This window comes from Thiogranum sp., from assembly GCF_058323355.1.
The window spans coordinates 14512-33039 of the sequence record NZ_JBTTIO010000007.1 but is presented as its reverse complement, the minus strand read 5'-3'; the positions used below and the strand labels follow the sequence as shown (position 1 = coordinate 33039).

Below are 18528 nucleotides of genomic sequence, written 5' to 3'. Positions count from 1 at the left end.
CGTCACGGGCGGGGTGAGGCTTTTTCAGGCGGCGGCTTGCCCGCTGCGCGGGTTCCCTGCGCTTCTCGACGTTTTGCGCGCTCGCTAAACTCGCGGTACGCGCTTTGCGCGAACCGCTCAGACAACGCTCGCTTGATCGCAAAACGTCTGCGATGCTCGGCTGCGCCGATGCCTGAAAAAGCCTCACCCCGCCCGTGACTGGCTCCGTGTTAGATGTTGCCTGAGTCGTCATTGCGAGCACAGCGAAACAATCTCCTGCAGAGCGGCATTTCAACCCTGAAACAACGCCTCGATACCACGCGCCAACCGTGCCGCACCATGCGCCGCCTCACTGTGTAACGCTTGCGAGACAGGAACGTTGAGCTTCACTGCCCGCATTGCCTCCCAGCGCTTGTTATGTGCACCGCCACCAACGGTTAGTACCTGTTTCAGCGCAGGTGCGCCGCAAGCGTGTAGTAAGCGATAACCTTCCGCTTCAATGTTTGCCAGCCCTTCCAGAATGCCCTGGAAAAATACCCGCTCCGACGAGGGCCGTGGTGTTAATCGCGGCACGAGTGACGGGTCGGCAATCGGGAAGCGTTCACCGGGGGCGGCTAGCGGGTAGTAATCCAGCCCGGTCGGGTGTTCGGTATCCATCAGGCGGCTGTAGCGTTTGATGTCGCAGCGGCTGAAGTATTGTTTCAGCACGGCGCCACCGGCGTTGGATGCGCCACCGGCCAGCCAGTGGTTGCCGAGTCGGTGGCTGTAGATGCCGTGGCTGGCGTCGAATACCGGCTGGTCGGACAGTACCTTGATGACCAGTGTGCTGCCCAGCGAGGTGACGCCTGTTCCCGTCTGTGTGGCGCCGGTGGCGAGGAAGCCGGCGGTGCTGTCGGTGGTGCCGGCGACCAGTTCTGCACCGGGCCAGTTCCAGCGTGTGGCCAGTTGTTCCGACAGGGGGCCGATGGGTGTTCCCGGCGGGACGACTTTCGGCAGGGCTGACATGTCGATTCCCAGTTTGCCCAGCCATTCGGGCCAGCGCCGCTGTTGCGGGTCGTAGCCGAGTTTAAGCGCATTGTTTTCGTCGCTGGAGTGAAACTGCCCGGTGAGCTTGCCGGTCAGCCAGTCGGCCTGATGCAGTGGAATGGCATCGCAGGTTTCGGCGACATCACCGGCATTGAGCTGGTCGCGCAGAAACAGGTATTTTGCGAGGCTGGCGCTGGCGCCACGTGCGGCACTGTGTTTCGGGGCCACGCTGCTGACCTGCCCGGCGGCCTGTGTGGCGCGCGCATCGTTATACATCAGGGCGAGGGTGAGTGGTGTGCCATCAGGCTGGCACAGCAGCAGCGTGGATGAGGTGCCGTCGAGGGCAATACGGACGACTGCTGCGTTGTGCAGCGAAGCCGCCAGCCTGTCCAGGGTGGCGCACAATACCTGCCACCAGACTGCGGGGTCCTGCTGGACGTTGGCGCCGTCACGTTCCGGCGCAGGCAGTGGAGCGGTTGCCGAGGCCAGTTCCGCATCATGCGCGTCAATCGCGCAGGCGCGAATCCCGGAAGTGCCGATATCAATGCCGATGAAGGCCTGCCGGACAGGCATGCGGGTTCAGGGAAGCTCGACCCGCTGCGGGGCTTTCCAGGCCGGGTCGCGGTGTTCGGCGATGACAGTGGTGTAAACCCCGCCGCGCACGTTGAATTCGGCCGTCAGGCGCATGAAGCGCGGCGCGCAGGCTTCCACCAGCTTGTCGAGGATCTGGTTGGTCACATCCTCGTGGAAGGCGCCTTCGTCACGGAACGACCAGATATACATCTTCAGTGATTTCAGCTCCACGCAGCGCTGGTCGGGCACATATTCCAGCTCCCGCTCGGCGACATCCGGCTGGCCGGTCTTCGGGCACAGGCAGGTGAATTCCGGCATGCGAATACGGATGGTGTAGTCGCGCCGGGGGTGCGGGTTGTCGAAGGTTTCGAGGTCTTTGCTGGGCTTCGTAGGCATGCGCGGAAGATACAGGATGAGGCTCAAACAACACAAGTTTCAGGGGAACAGGGAGTTGGGTTTGGTATGTCGAATTGATGGCAGATAAACCACCATGTCAACCTTGTCAGGCATGGCGTGTATCGGTACAGTTCGGCAATGCGATTGAGCAAGCTTAAACTCTCCGGTTTCAAATCTTTCGTCGACCCTACCACTGTGCATTTTCCGTCCGAACTGACGGGTGTGGTGGGGCCGAACGGGTGTGGTAAATCCAATGTCATTGATGCGGTGCGCTGGGTGATGGGCGAGAGTTCCGCCAAGCACCTGCGCGGTGATTCCATGGCCGACGTGATATTCAACGGTTCGTCCGCGCGCAAGCCGGTGGCACAGGCCTCGGTCGAACTGGTGTTCGACAACTCGGATGGCGGGCTGGGCGGTCAGTATGCCAATTACAACGAAATCTCCCTGCGCCGCCAGGTCACGCGCGACGGGCAGTCGGCGTACTTCCTCAACGGCACGCGTTGCCGGCGTCGCGATATTACCGATATTTTCCTCGGCACCGGCCTTGGGCCGCGTAGCTATTCGATCATTGAGCAGGGCACCATCTCGCGCCTGATCGAGGCCAAACCGGAAGATCTGCGCACCTTCCTGGAAGAGGCCGCCGGCATCTCCAAGTACAAGGAACGCCGCCGGGAAACTGAAAAACGCATCAGGCATACGAAGGAAAATCTCTCACGTTTAGATGACTTACGAGATGAAATTGAGAAACAACTTGAGAAGCTGAAGCGCCAGGCTCGCAGTGCGGAGCGGTTCAAGGAGCTGCGTGAGCAGGAGCGCCGGGTCAAGGCCGAGCTGCTGACACTGCGATACCAGGCGCTGCACGAGGAAAGTGCCGACCGTCGCAAACGCATCCAGGAAAACGAGACGGCGCTGGAAGCTGTGATGGCGGAACTGCGGGCCGTGGAGGCCGAACTGGAAAAGGGCCGCGAGGAACACGTCGAGGCCACCGACAGCTTCAATGAAGTCCAGGGTCGCTTCTACGAACTGGGCGCCGACGTGGCGCGCATCGAGCAGGCTATCCAGCACGGCAGGGAAACCCGCCAGACCCAGCAGGAAGAGCTGGAGTAAACCGAGCAGGCGTGGAACGAGGTGCAGGCGCACATCAAGGTCGACGGGCAACGGCTGGAACAGTTGGCGAATGAACTGGCCGGGAACGCCCCGGCCCGCGAGCAGGCGCGTGCACACGCCGATGCATCGCGCGCCAGGCGTGAGGCCGCCGAAAAGGCCATGCAGGAATGGCAGAGCGAGTGGGATGCCTTCAACGTCCGCGCCAATGAAATTACCCAGACCGCACAGGTTGAGCGCACCCGCATCGATCACCTGGAGCGCCACCTCAACCAGTTGACGCAACGTCGCGAACGCATCGAGCAGGAGCAGAAACAGCTCGACAGCCAGGCGCTGGAGCGTGAAATCACCGAACTGGAAAACACGGCAGCAGAGCGCCAGCAGGCGGCAAGCGCCTTGCAGGAGCAGCTTGAAGTCCTGCGCGCGCGCATCGACGCACTGCGCGAGAGCACCCGCACCCAGCAGCGTGAACTCAACCTGGCACAGGGTGAACAGCAGGATATCCGCGGCCGCCTGTCGTCCCTGCAGGCCTTGCAGCAGGCCGCGCTGGGTGGGAATGAAGGCGAAATCAAACACTGGCTGGACGCGCAGGGCCTGAACGATGCACCGCGCCTCGCCAAGCAGCTCGATGTCGATAGCGGCTGGGAACGGGCCGTGGAAACCGCGCTGGGCTTTTACCTGGAAGCGGTGTGTGTCGAGGGCAGCGATGCCGTGGCCGATACGCTGGCCGATATTTCACAGGGCGCCTTGTCGCTGGTGGATACGTCTGCGGTTGTCACCGAAGAAGCGGGCAACGCCGGTGTACCGCTGACACAGAAGGTTCGTGCTCCCTGGTCGTTGAACAGCTTGCTGGCCGGCGTCTATGCCGCCGATACTCTGAGTGAAGCCTTGCAGTTGCGCAACCGTCTTGCCGCACACGAATCCGTTGTGACCCGTGATGGCATCTGGGTCGGCCCCGGCTGGCTGCGCGTGGCGCGCGATGCCGACGGCAAGTCAGGCGTGCTGGAACGCGAGAAAGAAATCAATGTATTACAGGAACAACTTAAAGAAAAACAACAGCTGATTGCTGATCTTGAAAACGCCCTGGAAAGCGGTCGTGGCGAACTCCAGAATGCCGAGGCGCAGCGCGAGGAAATGCAGGTCGAGGCCAACCGCGCCCACCGTGATTTCAGCGATGCGCGTGCTCAGTTCGATGCGCGTCGTACCCGCCTGGAACAGATTCACAAGCGCAACGAAGCCCTGCAGCAGGAAGCCGGCGAAATCGCCAGCCAGCTGAGCGAAGACACCAAAGCCGCCGACCAGGCCCGTGCACGTTTACACGAAGCGCTGTCCACCATCGATACCCTGGCCGATGAACGCGAGCAGCGTTCCGCCCAGCGCGACCAGTTACGCAACGCGCTCGATGAGGCGCGCAGTGAAGCCCAGCGCGATCGCGACCAGGCGCATGAACTGGAACTCAAATACCAGTCCATGCACACCGAACAGGAAACCACCCGGCAGAACCTGGAACGCATGCGCGGCCAGCAGGGCCACTTGCAGCAGCGTCGCGAGCAACTCCGCCAGTTACTCGCCGATGGCGAAGCCCCGTTGCAGAAGCTGGAACAGGAGCTGGAGATCGGCCTCAGGCAACGCCACGAAGTCGAAACCGAACTCGCCGACCGCCGTCGCAAACTGGAAGCCGTCGAGCACAAGCTGCGCGAAGACGAACAGAAACGCCACCGCACCGAGCAGCAGGCGGAACAACTGCGCGACCGCCTCGGCCAGGAAAAACTCCACTGGCAGGAGATCAAGGTGCGCGGCGAAACCCTGCTGGAACAGATTGCCGAAAGCGGTTTCGAACTGGCGCAACTGGTCGAGGAAATGCCCGGGGACGCCACGCTGGAAGCCTGGGAAGCCGAGGCCGGGACGCTGGCCAACCGCATCACCCGGCTTGGCCCCATCAACCTCGCTGCCATCGAGGAATACGAGGAACAGTCCGAGCGCAAGAAATACCTCGACGCCCAGCACGAGGACGTCACCTCGGCGCTGGACACACTGGAAAACGCCATCCGCAAGATCGACCGCGAGACACGCACCCGCTTCAAGGAAACCTTCGACAAGGTCAATACCGGCCTGCAGGCCACGTTCCCGCGCCTGTTCGGCGGCGGTCACGCCTACCTGGAACTGACCGGCGAAGACCTGCTCGACACCGGCGTGACCGTCATGGCACGCCCGCCGGGCAAGCGCAACAGCACTATCCACCTGTTGTCCGGTGGTGAAAAGGCGCTCACTGCCGTGGCGCTGGTGTTCTCCATTTTCGAACTCAATCCATCGCCGTTCTGCATGCTCGACGAGGTTGATGCACCGCTCGATGACGCCAATGTCGGCCGTTTCTGCGAGATGGTGAAGGAAATGTCCGAGCGCGTGCAGTTCATCTTTATTACCCACAACAAGATCACCATGGATCTTGCCCACCGGCTGACCGGCGTCACCATGCACGAACCGGGCGTCTCGCGCCTGGTGTCCGTGGATGTCGACGAGGCCGTGCAGCTCGCGGCGGTCTAGTCGTTCGCTATGGATGACCTGCGCATCATCCTGCTGGTGACCGGTGCCGCGTTCATCGGCGGCGTGTATCTCTGGACACGCCTGCAACAGCGCCCGGCGCGGCGTGCCAGACGCAATGCGCTACGTGCCGCTCACGGCGACACCGAAGCGGCGGATATCGAACAGGAACTGGCGCACATGGAAAAACTGGTTGCCGAGCGCGACCACGATCCCGACTGGCACGACCCTGTGGATGCCGGCAGCGCACAAAGCCCGGCGAACCCCGGTGAGCAGATCCATGTCATTTCCGTTATCGCCGAAGACAACGAACCTTTTCCCGGCGACAAACTCCTCAAGGCCTTCGCCAACAACAAGCTGGTGCACGGTAAAAAAGGTATTTTCGAACGCCACGTGGAGCAGGGCGGTCGTGACATTGCCGTGTTTGGTGTCGCCAACCTGGTCAAACCCGGCACTTTCCCGCGTGATATGCCTGCGTTTACGACGCCCGGCGTCACCCTGTTCCTGCAACTGCCCTGCGCCATCGGTGCGCTGGATGCGTTCGATGACTTCGTGAACACCGCGGAACGCCTCGCCGTGGAACTGGCCGGTGAACTGCGCGACGAACAACACAAACTGCTGACCCACCAGGTGCTGATGCAGGTGCGCGAACAGATCGCCGAATCGCAGGCCCGCTCGCGCATTGCGGCGTCCTGACCTGAACGGAACCGGCCTTGAACGTAAAGCAACGCGTCGAACAGCTGCGCGAACAGATCCGTTACCATAACTACCGCTACTATGTGCTCGACGACCCGCAAGTCCCGGACGCCGAATACGACCGTCTGTTGTGCGAGCTGCAAAAACTCGAAGCCGAACACCCGGAACTGATTACCCCCGATTCCCCCACCCGGCGTGTCGGCGCGCAACCGCTGGACGGTTTCGGCGAAGTGCGCCACGAAGTCCCCATGCTGTCGCTGGACAACGCCTTCAGTGACGAGGAACTGGCCGAGTTCGACCGCCGCGTGCGCGAACGGCTGGGAACCAAAACCGTTGAGTATGCCGCCGAACCGAAACTGGATGGTCTCGCTATCAGCCTGTTATACGAACATGGCGTGCTGGTGCGCGGTGCTACCCGTGGTGACGGAACAAGCGGTGAGGACGTGACACAGAACGTGCGTACTATCCCTTCCATCCCGCTGCGCCTGATGGGTGAGGACTACCCCGAACGACTGGAAGTGCGTGGCGAAGTGGTCATGCCACTGGAAGGTTTCCGCGAACTCAATAAACGCCAGCAGGCCGAGGGACACAAACCGTTCGTCAACCCGCGCAATGCCGCCGCCGGTTCACTGCGTCAACTCGACCCGAAAGTCACCGCGCAACGCCCGCTGGACATGTACTGCTACGGCGTCGGCCTGGTGGAAAATGGTGAACTGCCGGATCGTCACAGCGCCATCCTCGAACGCTTGCGTGACTGGGGCCTGCGCGTATATAAAGGCATCGCTACCGTGCGCGGCCTCGACGGTTGTATCAGCTACTACCATAAAATGGAGAAGCTGCGCGACAAGCTGCCGTTCGATATCGACGGCGTGGTGTTCAAGGTCGACAGCCTCGACCAGCAACAACGTCTGGGCTTCGTCGCCCGCGCCCCGCGCTGGGCCATCGCGCGCAAATTTCCCGCCCAGGAAGAACTCACCCGCGTACTCGATATCGATGTGCAGGTCGGTCGTACCGGTGCTATCACCCCGGTGGCGCGGCTGGAGCCGGTGTTCGTCGGCGGCGTCACCGTCACCAACGCCACCCTGCACAACGAGGACGAGATCCGACGCAAGGACGTTCACATCGGTGACTGGGTGATCGTGCGCCGCGCCGGCGATGTGATTCCCGAAGTGGTGTCGGTGGTGAAAGACCGCCGACCCAAAGATGCAAAGCTGTTTGTTATGCCGAAAAAATGCCCGGTATGCGGCTCCGATATCGAACGCGTGGAAGGCGAAGCTATTGCGCGCTGCACCGGCGGCCTGTACTGCGAAGCACAGCGCAAGGAAGCCATCAAACATTTCGCCTCACGACGCGCCATGGACATCGAAGGCCTTGGTGACAAACTGGTGGAACAACTCGTCGACGAGAAACTCATCGACGACGTCGCCGACCTGTACCGCCTGGATATCGATACCCTGGCGGGCCTTGAACGCATGGGCAAAAAATCTGCCGAGAACCTCATCAAGGCACTGGAAGCCAGCAAACAGACCACGCTGGAACGCTTCCTGTTTGCGCTGGGCATCCGCGAAGTGGGTGAAGTCACCGCGCGTGCGCTGGCAAAAGCCTTCGGCGCCAGCGATGCGAAAGGCCTGTCCGACCGCAGGCGCGTACAGGCTGACATCGATCGGCTGGCGAAAGCCACGCAGGAACAACTGGAAGCCATTCCCGATATCGGCCCTGTCGTTGCCGGCCATATCGTGCAGTTCTTCAAACAGTCGCATAACCGCGACGTGATCAAAAAACTGCTGGATGCCGGCATCACCTGGCCGTTGCAGGACATTCCCGCCGCGCAACCCCTGCAAGGCAAGACCTACGTATTAACCGGCACACTGTCCACACTGACCCGCAACGACGCCAAAGCACGCCTGCAGGCGTTGGGTGCCAAAGTGGCCGGCAGCGTATCGGCCAAAACCACCGCCGTCATCGCCGGTGAAAAAGCCGGCTCCAAACTCGTCAGGGCCGAAAAACTCGGCGTGCCGGTATTATCCGAAGACGACCTGATTAAATTACTGGAACAGGGGGAGCAGGGCGCATGAGCGGAGAAGTCCAGTACTGGCCGTTACTGATCGGCTGGACCGTAGTGGTCATACTGTTGCTGTTCGGCTGGAAACGCCAGGCCGCCATCGCCGCCGCCGGCATGGCCATCGTCACCTACGCCGTCGTGTCCATGGGATTGGGGCACTTGTGAAAAAACAACTGCGCCGGGCCGAACGCTACCTGGCCAGGACCGACCCGGTCCTCGCACGGATGATCGAACAGCACGGCCCCTGCACCCTGCAACGCGACCCGCACCCGCGCTTTCACACGCTGGTGTGGGCCATCGTCAACCAGCAACTTTCCGTCAAGGCTGCGCGCAGTATTGAAGATAAACTGCTCAAACACTTTGGCAGCGACGTGTTTCATCCCGAACACTTTTACCGCGTGCGCGAAACCACCCTTCGGCGTTGCGGGTTGAGCGGGGCGAAGATTCGTTACATCCGCGAAATCGCGCGCCGGGTTCGCCAGCAGGAACTGGACCTGCATTGTCTCGATACGCTGGATGATGAGCGCGTGGCGGAAATGCTGATGGATCTTCCCGGTATCGGGCAGTGGACCGCCGAGATGTTGTTGATGTTTTCACTGGGCAGGATGGATGTGTTGCCGGTGGGGGATCTGGCGTTGAGAAAGTCCATGCGGGTGCACTGGGAACTGGATGAAGATGTGCCGCATGATGTGTACCTTGATCTGGCGGAAGCCTGGCGGCCTTATCGGACGGTGGCGAGCTGGTATATCTGGGCGGCAGTGGACTAATCAGTCAATTCTCCAATGGCTTGAAAAGAAAGGGATGTCGGCGTAGCGTTTTAGAATGATACTGATTCGTCTGCGAATGGCGGTGGGGTTATATGTACCCGATGGGTAAACAATATGGCCTCCCCGGAAAAATTCGTGGGCAAGGAGCGACGCGGACAAGCGACCAAGCCTGTGATTTTGTATAAATTTCAAGGCCTGTAAGGCCTGGAAAACAACGCTGACAACGGGATGTCCGTTTTGCCTCGAACGATCGAGGCGCTCTGGGCTATTGGTCATTTGCCGGATTGATGCTCTCGCAAAGACGCAAAGCACGCAAAGGGACAGGCGGCTGATGACAGAAAACGAGATTGGAACGGGTATTGTCGATAGTGCGGTACAGATTCACCGTGAAACGGGGCCGGGACTGCTGGAAACGGTCTATGAGGTTATCCTGGCGCAGCACCTGCGGGAGTGCATCCCTGATGAAAAACGGGATCAACCGTACTGTGAATTGCCTTGTTGAGTAAATTTTCTCTCCTTTGCGCGCTTGGCGGCTTGGCGAGAGTCCATAATCAGCTTGAATTACCCACAAATATTTCTGAGGAGCCACATTTTTAGTCCCGACAGCATGGGTGGAAAAAATTGCAGGTATTAATTTGTGGGCGAACATGGTCGGGGAAAAAATAGACAGGGAGAAGTCAAGGGTACGCAGGATGTGGTGAGCGCTTAAGTCATGACCGATCGGCCCGGTACCTATGCGCTGTTCACGGGTTTGGCTGCAGTGATTGTGCCTGCGAGACGCATCTGTTCTGGAGCGCCCACTCACCCGGATTTAAGCGGTTCTCGACCCTTGGTGGTGATGCCGGACTGTTCAAACCTGTACTGCGGCTTTGTATGGAGTAAGTCTGTTTTCACATTTGCGCAAGCATCGCGATGCAATCTGTACGTTTGGAGAGAACAAGGAAACATTGAAGAAAATAGCCAAAGTCATCAGCTGAATCAGCTACAGTATAATTCGCCAATAACTACGATATATAGTAAAATATATCATTTATTCGACATATTTGACGCCTTGACATTTTAATATATATGGAATATAAATCGCTAAATATGGCGATATAAGTAAATATTAGCTATTAACTCGTAATTAAAGGCGAAAAAATGAAGATAACAGACCTCCTGGCGGACGATGCCATTCTTGCCGAAATCGGTGAGCGCCTGGCCCGGCGCCGCCTCGACCTGCAGTTGACCCAGGCCGAGGTGGCGGAGCAGGCCGGTGTGGCCAAGCGAACGCTGGAGCGGATCGAGGCCGGTCATTCGGCGCAGATGTCGAGCCTGATCCGGATTTTCCGGGTGCTGGATTTGCTGTCCGGACTGGATAATCTGATTCCGGAGGCAACACCGGGGCCGATAGAGTTGCTGCTGCGAAAAGGCAAGCCAAGGCAACGGGCTTCCAGGCGACATCGTGCAGAAACCCCGGGCGAACCCTGGTCCTGGGAAGAGTCGTGACATCGCTGGCCGAGGTCAGGCTCTGGGGCCGTACCATCGGCGCGGTTTCACTGGCAGACGGTGATGATGTCGCAGCGTTTGAGTATGAGCCGGCCTTTGCGCAAAGTGGCATCGAGGTTTCTCCCATCACTCTGCCGCTCTCCACGCGTATCTATCGTTTCCCTGAATTGTCCCGGCAAACATTTTATGGCTTGCCCGGCTTGCTGGCAGACTCGATCCCGGACAAGTTCGGTAATGCCTTGATTGATGCCTGGCTTGCTACGCAGGGGCGTTCGCCGGGGGCATTCCATGCGGTCGAACGGCTGTGTTACACCGGTGACCGGGGCATGGGCGCACTGGAGTTTTCTCCTGTGCTGGGGCCGAAAGCGCGCAAGGCAAAGCGGATTCAGATCGATCGTCTGGTTGAACTTGCCTCGGAGGTTCTGTCGCACAGGAATAACCTGAAGGCTTCATTTGCGGGTGACCACCGGGAACAGGCGTTGAATGATATTCTGCGTGTCGGTACCTCGGCCGGTGGCGCGCGTGCCAAGGCGGTGATTGCCTGGAACCCGAAAACCAACGAGGTGCGCTCCGGCCAGGTGGCGGCCGGTGAAGGATTTGAATACTGGTTGCTCAAGTTTGACGGGGTCAGGGGAAACCGCGACAAGGAACTCGAAGATCCGCAGGGCTACGGTGTGATCGAATACGCGTATTACCTCATGGCCAGAGATTGTGGCATAGAGATCAGTGACTGCCGCCTGTTTGAAGAAAACGGCCGACGGCATTTTATGACGCGGCGTTTTGATCGCCTTGCGGGTGGCGAGAAACTGCACATGCAGTCACTGTGCGCACTGGCGCATTATGATTTCAACCTGGCGGGCGCCTACAGTTATGAGCAGGCATTGCTGGTGATACGGCAACTGGGTTTGCCGATGCGTGCCATCGAGGAACAGTTTCGTCGTATGGTGTTCAATGTTATTGCGCGCAACCAGGATGATCATGTCAAGAATATTGCTTTCCTGATGGATAAATCCGGTCAATGGTCACTGTCACCGGCATTCGACATGACGTACAGTTATAACCCTGCAGGTAGCTGGACGGCCAGTCACCAGATGACGGTGAATGGCAAGCGGGATAATTTTACACTGGATGATTTCAGGGCCTGCGCCCGTTCGGCCTCGATGAAGCGGGGGCGGGCGGAGAAGATCGTTGCCGAGGTTAAACAGGCCGTGTCCAGGTGGACGCAGTATGCAGATGATGCCGGTGTTGATCCTTCACAGCGTGACAAAATTGCACGTACGTTGAGATCAGGGGATTTCCACGTATAGTCCGACGAACGTCATTAAGGAAGGAGCCATAATGAAGAACCCCGTCGTAGCCGATAACAAACCCGTAAAAGTCACCTTGTCCAAAGGTCAGGAATATCACTTCTGCACCTGCGGCCGATCGAAAAGCCAGCCCTTTTGCGATGGCTCTCATGCAGGAACACCGTTTACGCCCCGCGTCATTGTTACCGAAGAGACGCAGGAAGCCTGGTTGTGCGCCTGCAAGCACACACGTAATCCTCCTTTTTGCGATGGAACCCATAAGCAGTTTTCAGATGAGCAGGTGGGCAAGGAGGGCCCGGGCATTGCGCCGGATGAAAGCCCGATACCGAAAGTGCAGCCGACGGAGGAAGAGCCGACAGTAGAATTTATTCATCAGCTTGCCCGGAATGGCTTGTCGGAATTTGGTCATCACGGTCCGATGGGTGCGATGGGTGTTCCGCGTTACCAGTTACCGAGCTGGGACGATATCCAGGTGATGGTTGCCCAGTTGCACAGAAAGCCACTGATGGATGATGCCAATGTAATGACGGAACTGGTGGTTGGTCCTGAAGCCGGTAAACCGCTGGTACTGAAGATTCCACTGTTCGTCTCGGACATGAGTTTTGGTTCCCTGTCGGAAGAGGCGAAGGTAGCACTGGCCAAAGGTGCGGAACTGGCAGGAACCGGTATCTGTTCGGGGGAAGGTGGCATGCTGCCGGAAGAACAGGCCGCCAACAGCCGTTATTTCTATGAACTGGCCAGTGCAAAGTTTGGTTACAGCGAGCGTGTGCTGGAAGATATCCAGGCCTTTCATTTCAAAGGTGGACAGGGCGCCAAGACAGGCACCGGCGGGCACCTGCCGGCCGCGAAAAATACAGGCAGGATTGCCGAGGTGCGCGGTATCCCCGCAGGTGAACCGGCCATTTCACCGCCTGCCTTCAGCGACCTCGACACACCCGCGGATTTCCGTAAATTTGCAGATCGCGTGCGGGAAATCACCGGCGGTGTTCCGGTTGGTTTCAAGCTTAGCGCCAATCATATTGAGCGTGATATTGAGTTTGCCCTGCAGGCCGGTACGGATTACATCATTCTGGACGGGCGGGGTGGTGGCACGGGTGCGGCGCCCCTGTTGTTCCGCGATCACATCAGCGTGCCTACAATTCCTGCGCTGGCGCGCGCCCGGCATTACCTGGACAAGCAGGGTGCCAGTGGCAGGGTGACACTGATTATTACCGGCGGGTTGCGTGTTCCCAGTGATTTTATCAAAGCCATGGCCCTGGGAGCGGACGGTATTGCCGTGGCAAACAGCGCCATGCAGTCAATCGGTTGTGTTGCTGCGAGGATCTGTAACACCAACAACTGCCCGGCTGGCATTGCGACACAGAAACCCGAACTGCGGCAAAGACTGAATGTGGACGATGCGGCGCAAAGACTGGCAAATTTCTTTGAGGCTTCGGTCGAATTAATGAAGGTCATGGCCCGCGCCTGCGGGCACTCACAGCTTGCTGCCTTTAACAACGATGATCTTGCCACCTTTGATGCCGGACTGGCACAGTTGTCGGGGATTGAATATTCCGGCCTTGGCACCGGGAGCGGGTGAGGTCGCAGGCATTGATGTGCCCGTGATCACGAAAACAGCGGGTTCCCGGACAATACGCATGGTTTCGTTAAAATGGTTCCGATGGCCGATACAGAGATTGTCAGGCTGCAACGCGCCAGCTATGCTTATACCAATCAAGGGTGGGGAAGAAGGACAGATGGAACGGACAGACAATATGCCCCTGTGGGTTTTTCTCGCATTTTCGAGTATTTCAACAAGAAAAGGGGGGCTGTTACTGACCTGGGCCAGTTTTATATTTACGCTCTACAGCATCCCCTGGTCGGTGCTGCTTGCAGGCCATGAATGGGTTGCCAGCCTGTTCCTGATCGACGACTGGAGCTGGTTTGCGATGATGGCACCAATCACCTTCTGGTACGGGATAAGCCTGAAATGGATTGACAGGAATGCCGGGTGGGCAACCTGAACGTATAACAGGTTGCGAGACAACAGGTGGTGTCATGATGGGTTCCGTTAATACACCACATGCTAAACCCGCCGAGGCAGTACTCGAGGCGCTTCATGCCTCGCCACACGGTCTTGCGCAACCAGAAGCCACTGCACGGCTTGAAACCTGTGGCCCCAACGAACTTCCGAAACCCCGGCCTCCTGGCCTGTTACAGATTTTCCTGCGCCAGTTTGCCAGCCCGCTGATCTATGTGTTGCTGGCGGCTGCTGTGTTGTCACTGTTTATTCAGCACTGGTCGGATGCTGCCTTCATTGCGGCGGTGCTGTTGATCAACGCTGTTATCGGAACAGTCCAGGAATATTCTGCCCAGCGGGCAGCGACTGCACTCAAGGAACTGGTTGCAACACGCTGCCGTGTGCTGCGTGATGGCGATAGTTATGAAATCGATGCAGCCGGGCTGGTGCCCGGGGACATCGTATTACTGGAATCCGGTGATCGGGTTCCAGCTGACCTGCGCCTGCTGGCTGCCAACGACCTTGAAGTCGATGAATCCCTGCTGACAGGCGAGTCGTTGCCCGTTCTGAAAGATCACGCGCCGGTGCTGGAGGCTGACACGGTGCTGGCCGAGAGGCGCAATATGGCCTTCGCCGGTACGCTGGTGGCGCGTGGTCGTGGTCGCGGCGTTGTGGTTGCCACCGGGCTGGCAACCGGGCTGGGCCAGATTGCCGCGGACGTCATGGGCCAGGCGTTGGGGCAGGCGCCGCTGGTATTGCGCATGGAGCGCTTTACCCGGTTTGTTGCCATTGTGGTTGGTGTGGCAGCGGCTATTATGGCTGCTGTAGCGTTGTGGGAGGGCATGTCATACAGCGATGTGTTCCTGCTGGCGGTGGCACTGGCGGTATCAGCCATTCCCGAAGGTCTGCCGGTGGCGTTGACAGTGGCACTGGCGACAGGCATGCATCGTATGGCAAAGCGCCACGTCATCATCCGCCGGCTGGTTGCCGTGGAAGCGCTGGGTTCCTGTACGTTTATCGCCACCGACAAGACCGGTACGCTCACGGTTAATCAGCTGACGGCACGCCGCATTGTGTTCCCCGGCCTGGAGCCGTGGGAAATCAGCGGTGAGGGTATGGTTCCGGAGGGTGTGATTCTCGCGCCACGCGGTGCGCCAGTGGCCGGGGAAGACGTCCTGCTTGAGCGTCTGTGTCAGGCTGCTGTCCTGTCCAGCGAAGCATTTCTGGGACACCGGAATGGTGGCTGGATCTGGCACGGCGATGCCGTGGATGTGGCCTTGCTGGCGATGGCGCACAAGGCAGGTATTATCCGCGAGGAAGTGCTGAACGCTTTCCCGGAACTGGCGGTGATTCCCTTCGAGTCGGATCGCATGTACGCAGCAAGTCTTAATCGTGTGGATGGTCAAACGCTGGCGTCCGTCAAGGGCGCACTGGAGCGTGTGTTACCCATGTGTTCAAAAATGGCCACGACTCATGGCGATGTGCTCATCGATCGTGCAGTAATTGAGGGACAGGCGCAGCGGTTGGCGCAGCAGGGCTTTCGTGTGCTGGCACTGGCGGATGGACACGTGGATGCCGACAATATCGATAGCTTCTCTGGCGAACACTTGCACGACCTGACCCTGCTTGGTCTGGTCGGCATGATGGACCCGTTGCGTCCAGAGGCAAAAGCCGCCGTGGCTGCCTGCCGGCGTGCCGGCATCGAAGTGGCCATGGTTACCGGCGACCATCCACAGACGGCACTCGCCATTGCCCGTGAACTGGAACTGGTGCAACGCGATGAACAGCTGGTGACCGGCCCACAATTACGCCAGGCCGTGAATGAAGCGGCCGTGGACAGTCTGACCCGGAATGCCCGTGTATTCGCCCGTGTCGAACCGCACCAGAAACTGGATATTGTGCAGTCATTGCAGCGGCAGGGGCACTTTGTTGCGGTCAGTGGTGATGGCGCCAATGATGCCCCTGCCCTGCACACTGCACAGGTTGGCATCGCCATGGGACGCAGTGGTACCGATGTGGCGCGTGAAAGTGCCGATATGATTATCACCGATGACAACTTTGCCTCCATCGTGGCGGGCGTTGAAGAAGGGCGCATTGCCTATGCCAATGTGCGCAAGGTGATTTTCCTGCTGGTGTCGACCGGTGCGGCAGAACTGGTGTTGTTTACGCTGGCGCTGTTCACTAACCAGCCATTGCCGCTACTGGCTGTGCAACTGTTATGGCTAAACCTGGTGACCAATGGTATACAGGATGTGGCGCTGGCATTCGAGCCGGGTGAGGGTGATGAATTATATCGCCGTCCGCGACCACCGCAGGAAGCCGTGTTTAATCGCCTGATGATGGAGCGTGTTGTTATCTCGGCACTGGTGATCGGCAGTATGGCTTTTGCGGTCTACCAGTGGTTGCTGGGGCGAGGCTTTACGCTTGACGAGGCGCGTAACGGGACGTTGTTGTTGATGGTGTTGTTCGAGAACATCCACGTGTTCAACAGCCGTTCCGAAACCCGTTCCGTGTTTCGTCACAGCCCGTTGCGCAACCCGATTCTTTTGTTTGGCACTGTGGCGGCCCAACTGGTGCATATTGCTGCCATGTATACGCCCGGTCTGCGCGATGTACTGGGCATCCAGCCGGTATCGCTGGAGCACTGGATGGAGTTGTTGTGGCTCGCGTTATCCGTGCTGGTCGCGATGGAGTTGCACAAGTGGTTGAGAGCGCGTCTCGTTTCGGCTAACGGTGCGGGCTAGCGCGGTGTCTCCCACGCCATCGGGTACAACAGGTCGAGTACCTGGTTGAATGCGGCGGCAGTTTTTGCAATACCATCGACAATTTTCTGCTCATTGATATGAGTGAGTTGCAGGGCCATCGGCTGTATGTGTTGCATGGATTGTTCGGCGATGGTTTCCGAGTTCAGGTCGGAATCGAGCAATGCGCCGTAGGGGTCGTAGAAAGGTGAACCCAGCGGATCCTTGCTTTCCTGGGCACAATGGGTGACCTGGTCTGCGATGTGCACGATGGCGGCTTCAAGGTGTGCATTGCTGGCGGCCTCAGGATGGTGGTGATAACGAATCGAGGCACACAGGTTTTCCGGCATGTTCCAGTGCAGCAGCAGGGCTTCGCCGACCTCGGCATGGCTGAAGCCAATCAGGTCTTCCTCAAGTTCACAGATATCCCGTCTGGACTGCATGCGCAGGGCTTCTGCCTGGGCGGTTTGTTCCGGTACTTTCATCAACATGAGCAGGCGGCCGACATCGTGGAGCAAGCCGGCGGTAAACAGGCGTTCGCTGTGCAAAACATTGCAGCACTGGGCCAGATTGCGCGCCAGCAGGCCGGTGTAGACGCTGTGTTGCCAGAACCCGGCCATATCGATCAGGTCGGGCGGGATATTCGAGAAGACTTCGGCGGCGGAAGCCGCCAGCGTCAGGTTGCGCAGTTCACGCATGCCGATCATGTTGACGGCGCGTGATACGGTGTCGATCTTGCGTGGCAGACTGAAATAGGCGCTGTTGACCAGCTTCAGCAGGCGGGTAGTCAGCGCAGTGTCCTTGCTGACGACGTCGGCGATGTCATCGGCGGTGGTATGCGATGAGTCGGCAAGGGCCTGTACCTGGATACAGACTTCAGGCAGTGAAACCAGACGAACATTGCGGGTTACCAGATCCTGCGGTGTCACGGAATTTCCTCTAAAATCAAATCAATGCTGCTGTATTTGACGGCGCGTAAGGGGCTTACTTTAACGCTGTCGGCGGGGTCATATCGTGGTAAAATCCGCAACCAGGAATTGATAATGATATGAGGTAGTTACCTTGGAAGCATCAGGTTGTTCCGCAAGCGAACCGTTTGCGCTGCGAGTGCTGGGAGACATGATGGAACCGGAGTTCAAGGATGGTTGCATCATCATTGTAGATCCGGAAGGGCTGATTCAGGATGGCTGTTACGTGGTGGCCCGGCACGAGGAAGAGTTCTATTTCCGCCAGCTGCGCATTGAAGGTGATCGTTACTTTCTCAAGTGCGTGAATGAAGGCTACGACGAGTCTCTGGAGATCCCCGGTATTGAGGCGATTCAGGGTGTGGTGTCACAGCGGGCCGGTACCCGTCGCAAGTATCACAAGCATTATCTTTAACTGCTCATCTGTTCCGGGCGCAGTTTCGGTGTGAAGTAGTCGATAGCGGCGTCTTCATCGACCAGCCTGTCGTTGCTATCGACCATCTCCTGGTCGTCATCGCTCCAGCCGCGCATACCGGTTTTCAGTGACCTGACGTTCCGGTAGCCCATTTGCTGCATCACCTGTGCAACCAGTACGCTACGTTTTCCTGAGCGGCAGATGACAATAATCTCCTGTTCGCGCGCCGTGACCAGTTCCGGTACGGTTTCTTCGTAGTCAAATTCGCAGGCGGTTTCCAGAATGCCACGCGGTACGTTGAGTGCGCCCTTGATGTGCATGGCGTCGTACTCATAGGGTTCGCGTACATCCAGCAGCATCAGTTGCGGTTTCTGTTCGAGTTCCTCGGCCAGGTCCCAGGGGAAAATCTCTTCGACATCCTCCAGGGCTTCATTGATCATTTCTTCAAATGTCTTCATTGACAGGTGTC

At 58.6% G+C, this 18528-nt stretch carries 15 protein-coding genes and 2 pseudogenes; 13 read left to right on the top strand and 4 right to left on the bottom strand.

Going from position 1 to position 18528, the window contains the following annotated elements; translation table 11 throughout:
* Nucleotides 1-270 precede the first annotated feature (270 nt).
* Together ACW81B_RS01710 and queF are read right to left on the bottom strand one after the other, a co-directional pair.
* Nucleotides 271-1578, bottom strand: coding sequence for an FGGY-family carbohydrate kinase (locus ACW81B_RS01710; protein WP_491578468.1), 1308 nt, complete (start codon nucleotides 1576-1578; stop codon nucleotides 271-273).
* Nucleotides 1579-1584: 6 nt separating this feature from the next.
* Entirely contained in the window at nucleotides 1585-1974 is a 390-nt protein-coding gene (queF, locus tag ACW81B_RS01705) for a preQ(1) synthase (RefSeq protein WP_491578467.1), read from the bottom strand.
* Between the two features lie 138 nt (nucleotides 1975-2112).
* On the opposite strand from queF, the pseudogene smc reads away from it, so the two are divergent.
* From smc to ACW81B_RS01645, 12 genes and pseudogenes are all read left to right on the top strand, one after another.
* A pseudogene (smc, locus tag ACW81B_RS01700) lies at nucleotides 2113-5622 on the top strand (chromosome segregation protein SMC).
* A 9-nt stretch (nucleotides 5623-5631) separates the two neighbouring features.
* The gene (gene zipA / locus ACW81B_RS01695) at nucleotides 5632-6315 is read left to right on the top strand and encodes a cell division protein ZipA (protein WP_491578466.1); all 684 of its coding nucleotides are present in this window, start codon (nucleotides 5632-5634) and stop codon (nucleotides 6313-6315) included.
* Nucleotides 6316-6332: 17 nt separating this feature from the next.
* Nucleotides 6333-8390 carry an NAD-dependent DNA ligase LigA gene (gene ligA, locus ACW81B_RS01690; protein WP_491578465.1) on the top strand — a complete coding sequence of 686 codons (2058 nt, stop codon included), beginning with the start codon at nucleotides 6333-6335 and terminating at the stop codon, nucleotides 8388-8390.
* A complete protein-coding gene (locus ACW81B_RS01685; RefSeq protein ID WP_491578464.1) occupies nucleotides 8387-8542 on the top strand; it encodes a hypothetical protein in 156 nt (51 codons plus the stop codon). Before ligA ends, ACW81B_RS01685 begins: the two co-directional genes overlap by 4 nt.
* Nucleotides 8539-9144, top strand: a complete 606-nt coding sequence (locus tag ACW81B_RS01680) for a DNA-3-methyladenine glycosylase family protein (RefSeq protein ID WP_491578463.1) — start codon at nucleotides 8539-8541, stop codon at nucleotides 9142-9144. The genes ACW81B_RS01685 and ACW81B_RS01680 overlap by 4 nt, the downstream gene beginning before the upstream one ends.
* A gap of 331 nt (nucleotides 9145-9475) precedes the next feature.
* Nucleotides 9476-9646, top strand: a complete 171-nt coding sequence (locus ACW81B_RS01675) for a GxxExxY protein (protein WP_491578462.1) — start codon at nucleotides 9476-9478, stop codon at nucleotides 9644-9646.
* A 239-nt stretch (nucleotides 9647-9885) separates the two neighbouring features.
* Nucleotides 9886-10026 (top strand): annotated as a pseudogene (locus tag ACW81B_RS01670) (DUF123 domain-containing protein); the annotation flags it as partial.
* A 258-nt stretch (nucleotides 10027-10284) separates the two neighbouring features.
* Nucleotides 10285-10632 (top strand): helix-turn-helix domain-containing protein, encoded by a 348-nt coding sequence (locus tag ACW81B_RS01665; RefSeq protein WP_491578461.1) that lies wholly within the window; start codon nucleotides 10285-10287, stop codon nucleotides 10630-10632.
* Nucleotides 10629-11939, top strand: coding sequence for a type II toxin-antitoxin system HipA family toxin (locus tag ACW81B_RS01660; RefSeq protein ID WP_491578460.1), 1311 nt, complete (start codon nucleotides 10629-10631; stop codon nucleotides 11937-11939). Before ACW81B_RS01665 ends, ACW81B_RS01660 begins: the two co-directional genes overlap by 4 nt.
* A 31-nt stretch (nucleotides 11940-11970) precedes the next feature.
* Nucleotides 11971-13518 carry a glutamate synthase-related protein gene (locus ACW81B_RS01655; protein ID WP_491578459.1) on the top strand — a complete coding sequence of 516 codons (1548 nt, stop codon included), beginning with the start codon at nucleotides 11971-11973 and terminating at the stop codon, nucleotides 13516-13518.
* Nucleotides 13519-13639: 121 nt separating this feature from the next.
* Nucleotides 13640-13942, top strand: coding sequence for a hypothetical protein (locus ACW81B_RS01650; RefSeq protein WP_491578458.1), 303 nt, complete (start codon nucleotides 13640-13642; stop codon nucleotides 13940-13942).
* Between the two features lie 34 nt (nucleotides 13943-13976).
* On the top strand, nucleotides 13977-16682 hold the full coding sequence (locus ACW81B_RS01645; protein ID WP_491578457.1) for a cation-translocating P-type ATPase: 2706 nt from the start codon (nucleotides 13977-13979) through the stop codon (nucleotides 16680-16682).
* Here the strand turns inward: ACW81B_RS01645 and ACW81B_RS01640 are convergent.
* On the bottom strand, nucleotides 16679-17608 hold the full coding sequence (locus ACW81B_RS01640) for an HDOD domain-containing protein (RefSeq protein WP_491578456.1): 930 nt from the start codon (nucleotides 17606-17608) through the stop codon (nucleotides 16679-16681). The genes ACW81B_RS01645 and ACW81B_RS01640 overlap by 4 nt on opposite strands.
* 133 nt (nucleotides 17609-17741) lie before the next feature.
* On the opposite strand from ACW81B_RS01640, the gene ACW81B_RS01635 reads away from it, so the two are divergent.
* Nucleotides 17742-18059 carry a S24 family peptidase gene (locus ACW81B_RS01635; RefSeq protein WP_491578455.1) on the top strand — a complete coding sequence of 106 codons (318 nt, stop codon included), beginning with the start codon at nucleotides 17742-17744 and terminating at the stop codon, nucleotides 18057-18059.
* Here ACW81B_RS01635 and ACW81B_RS01630 read toward each other — a convergent pair.
* Entirely contained in the window at nucleotides 18056-18517 is a 462-nt protein-coding gene (locus ACW81B_RS01630) for a rhodanese-like domain-containing protein (protein ID WP_491578454.1), read from the bottom strand. The two genes, ACW81B_RS01635 and ACW81B_RS01630, sit on opposite strands and share 4 nt — an antisense overlap.
* Between the last annotated feature and the right edge of the window lie 11 nt (nucleotides 18518-18528).

Bases quoted from the DNA above. Each gene is read 5' to 3' on its own strand.
- ACW81B_RS01710 (WP_491578468.1), bottom strand. From the start codon at position 1,578: ATGCCTGTCCGGCAGGCCTTCATCGGCATTGATATCGGCACTTCCGGG.
- queF (WP_491578467.1), bottom strand. From the start codon at position 1,974: ATGCCTACGAAGCCCAGCAAAGACCTCGAAACCTTCGACAACCCGCAC.
- zipA (WP_491578466.1), top strand. From the start codon at position 5,632: ATGGATGACCTGCGCATCATCCTGCTGGTGACCGGTGCCGCGTTCATC.
- ACW81B_RS01685 (WP_491578464.1), top strand. From the start codon at position 8,387: ATGAGCGGAGAAGTCCAGTACTGGCCGTTACTGATCGGCTGGACCGTA.
- ACW81B_RS01675 (WP_491578462.1), top strand. From the start codon at position 9,476: ATGACAGAAAACGAGATTGGAACGGGTATTGTCGATAGTGCGGTACAG.
- ACW81B_RS01665 (WP_491578461.1), top strand. From the start codon at position 10,285: ATGAAGATAACAGACCTCCTGGCGGACGATGCCATTCTTGCCGAAATC.
- ACW81B_RS01655 (WP_491578459.1), top strand. From the start codon at position 11,971: ATGAAGAACCCCGTCGTAGCCGATAACAAACCCGTAAAAGTCACCTTG.
- ACW81B_RS01650 (WP_491578458.1), top strand. From the start codon at position 13,640: ATGCTTATACCAATCAAGGGTGGGGAAGAAGGACAGATGGAACGGACA.
- ACW81B_RS01645 (WP_491578457.1), top strand. From the start codon at position 13,977: ATGATGGGTTCCGTTAATACACCACATGCTAAACCCGCCGAGGCAGTA.
- ACW81B_RS01630 (WP_491578454.1), bottom strand. From the start codon at position 18,517: ATGAAGACATTTGAAGAAATGATCAATGAAGCCCTGGAGGATGTCGAA.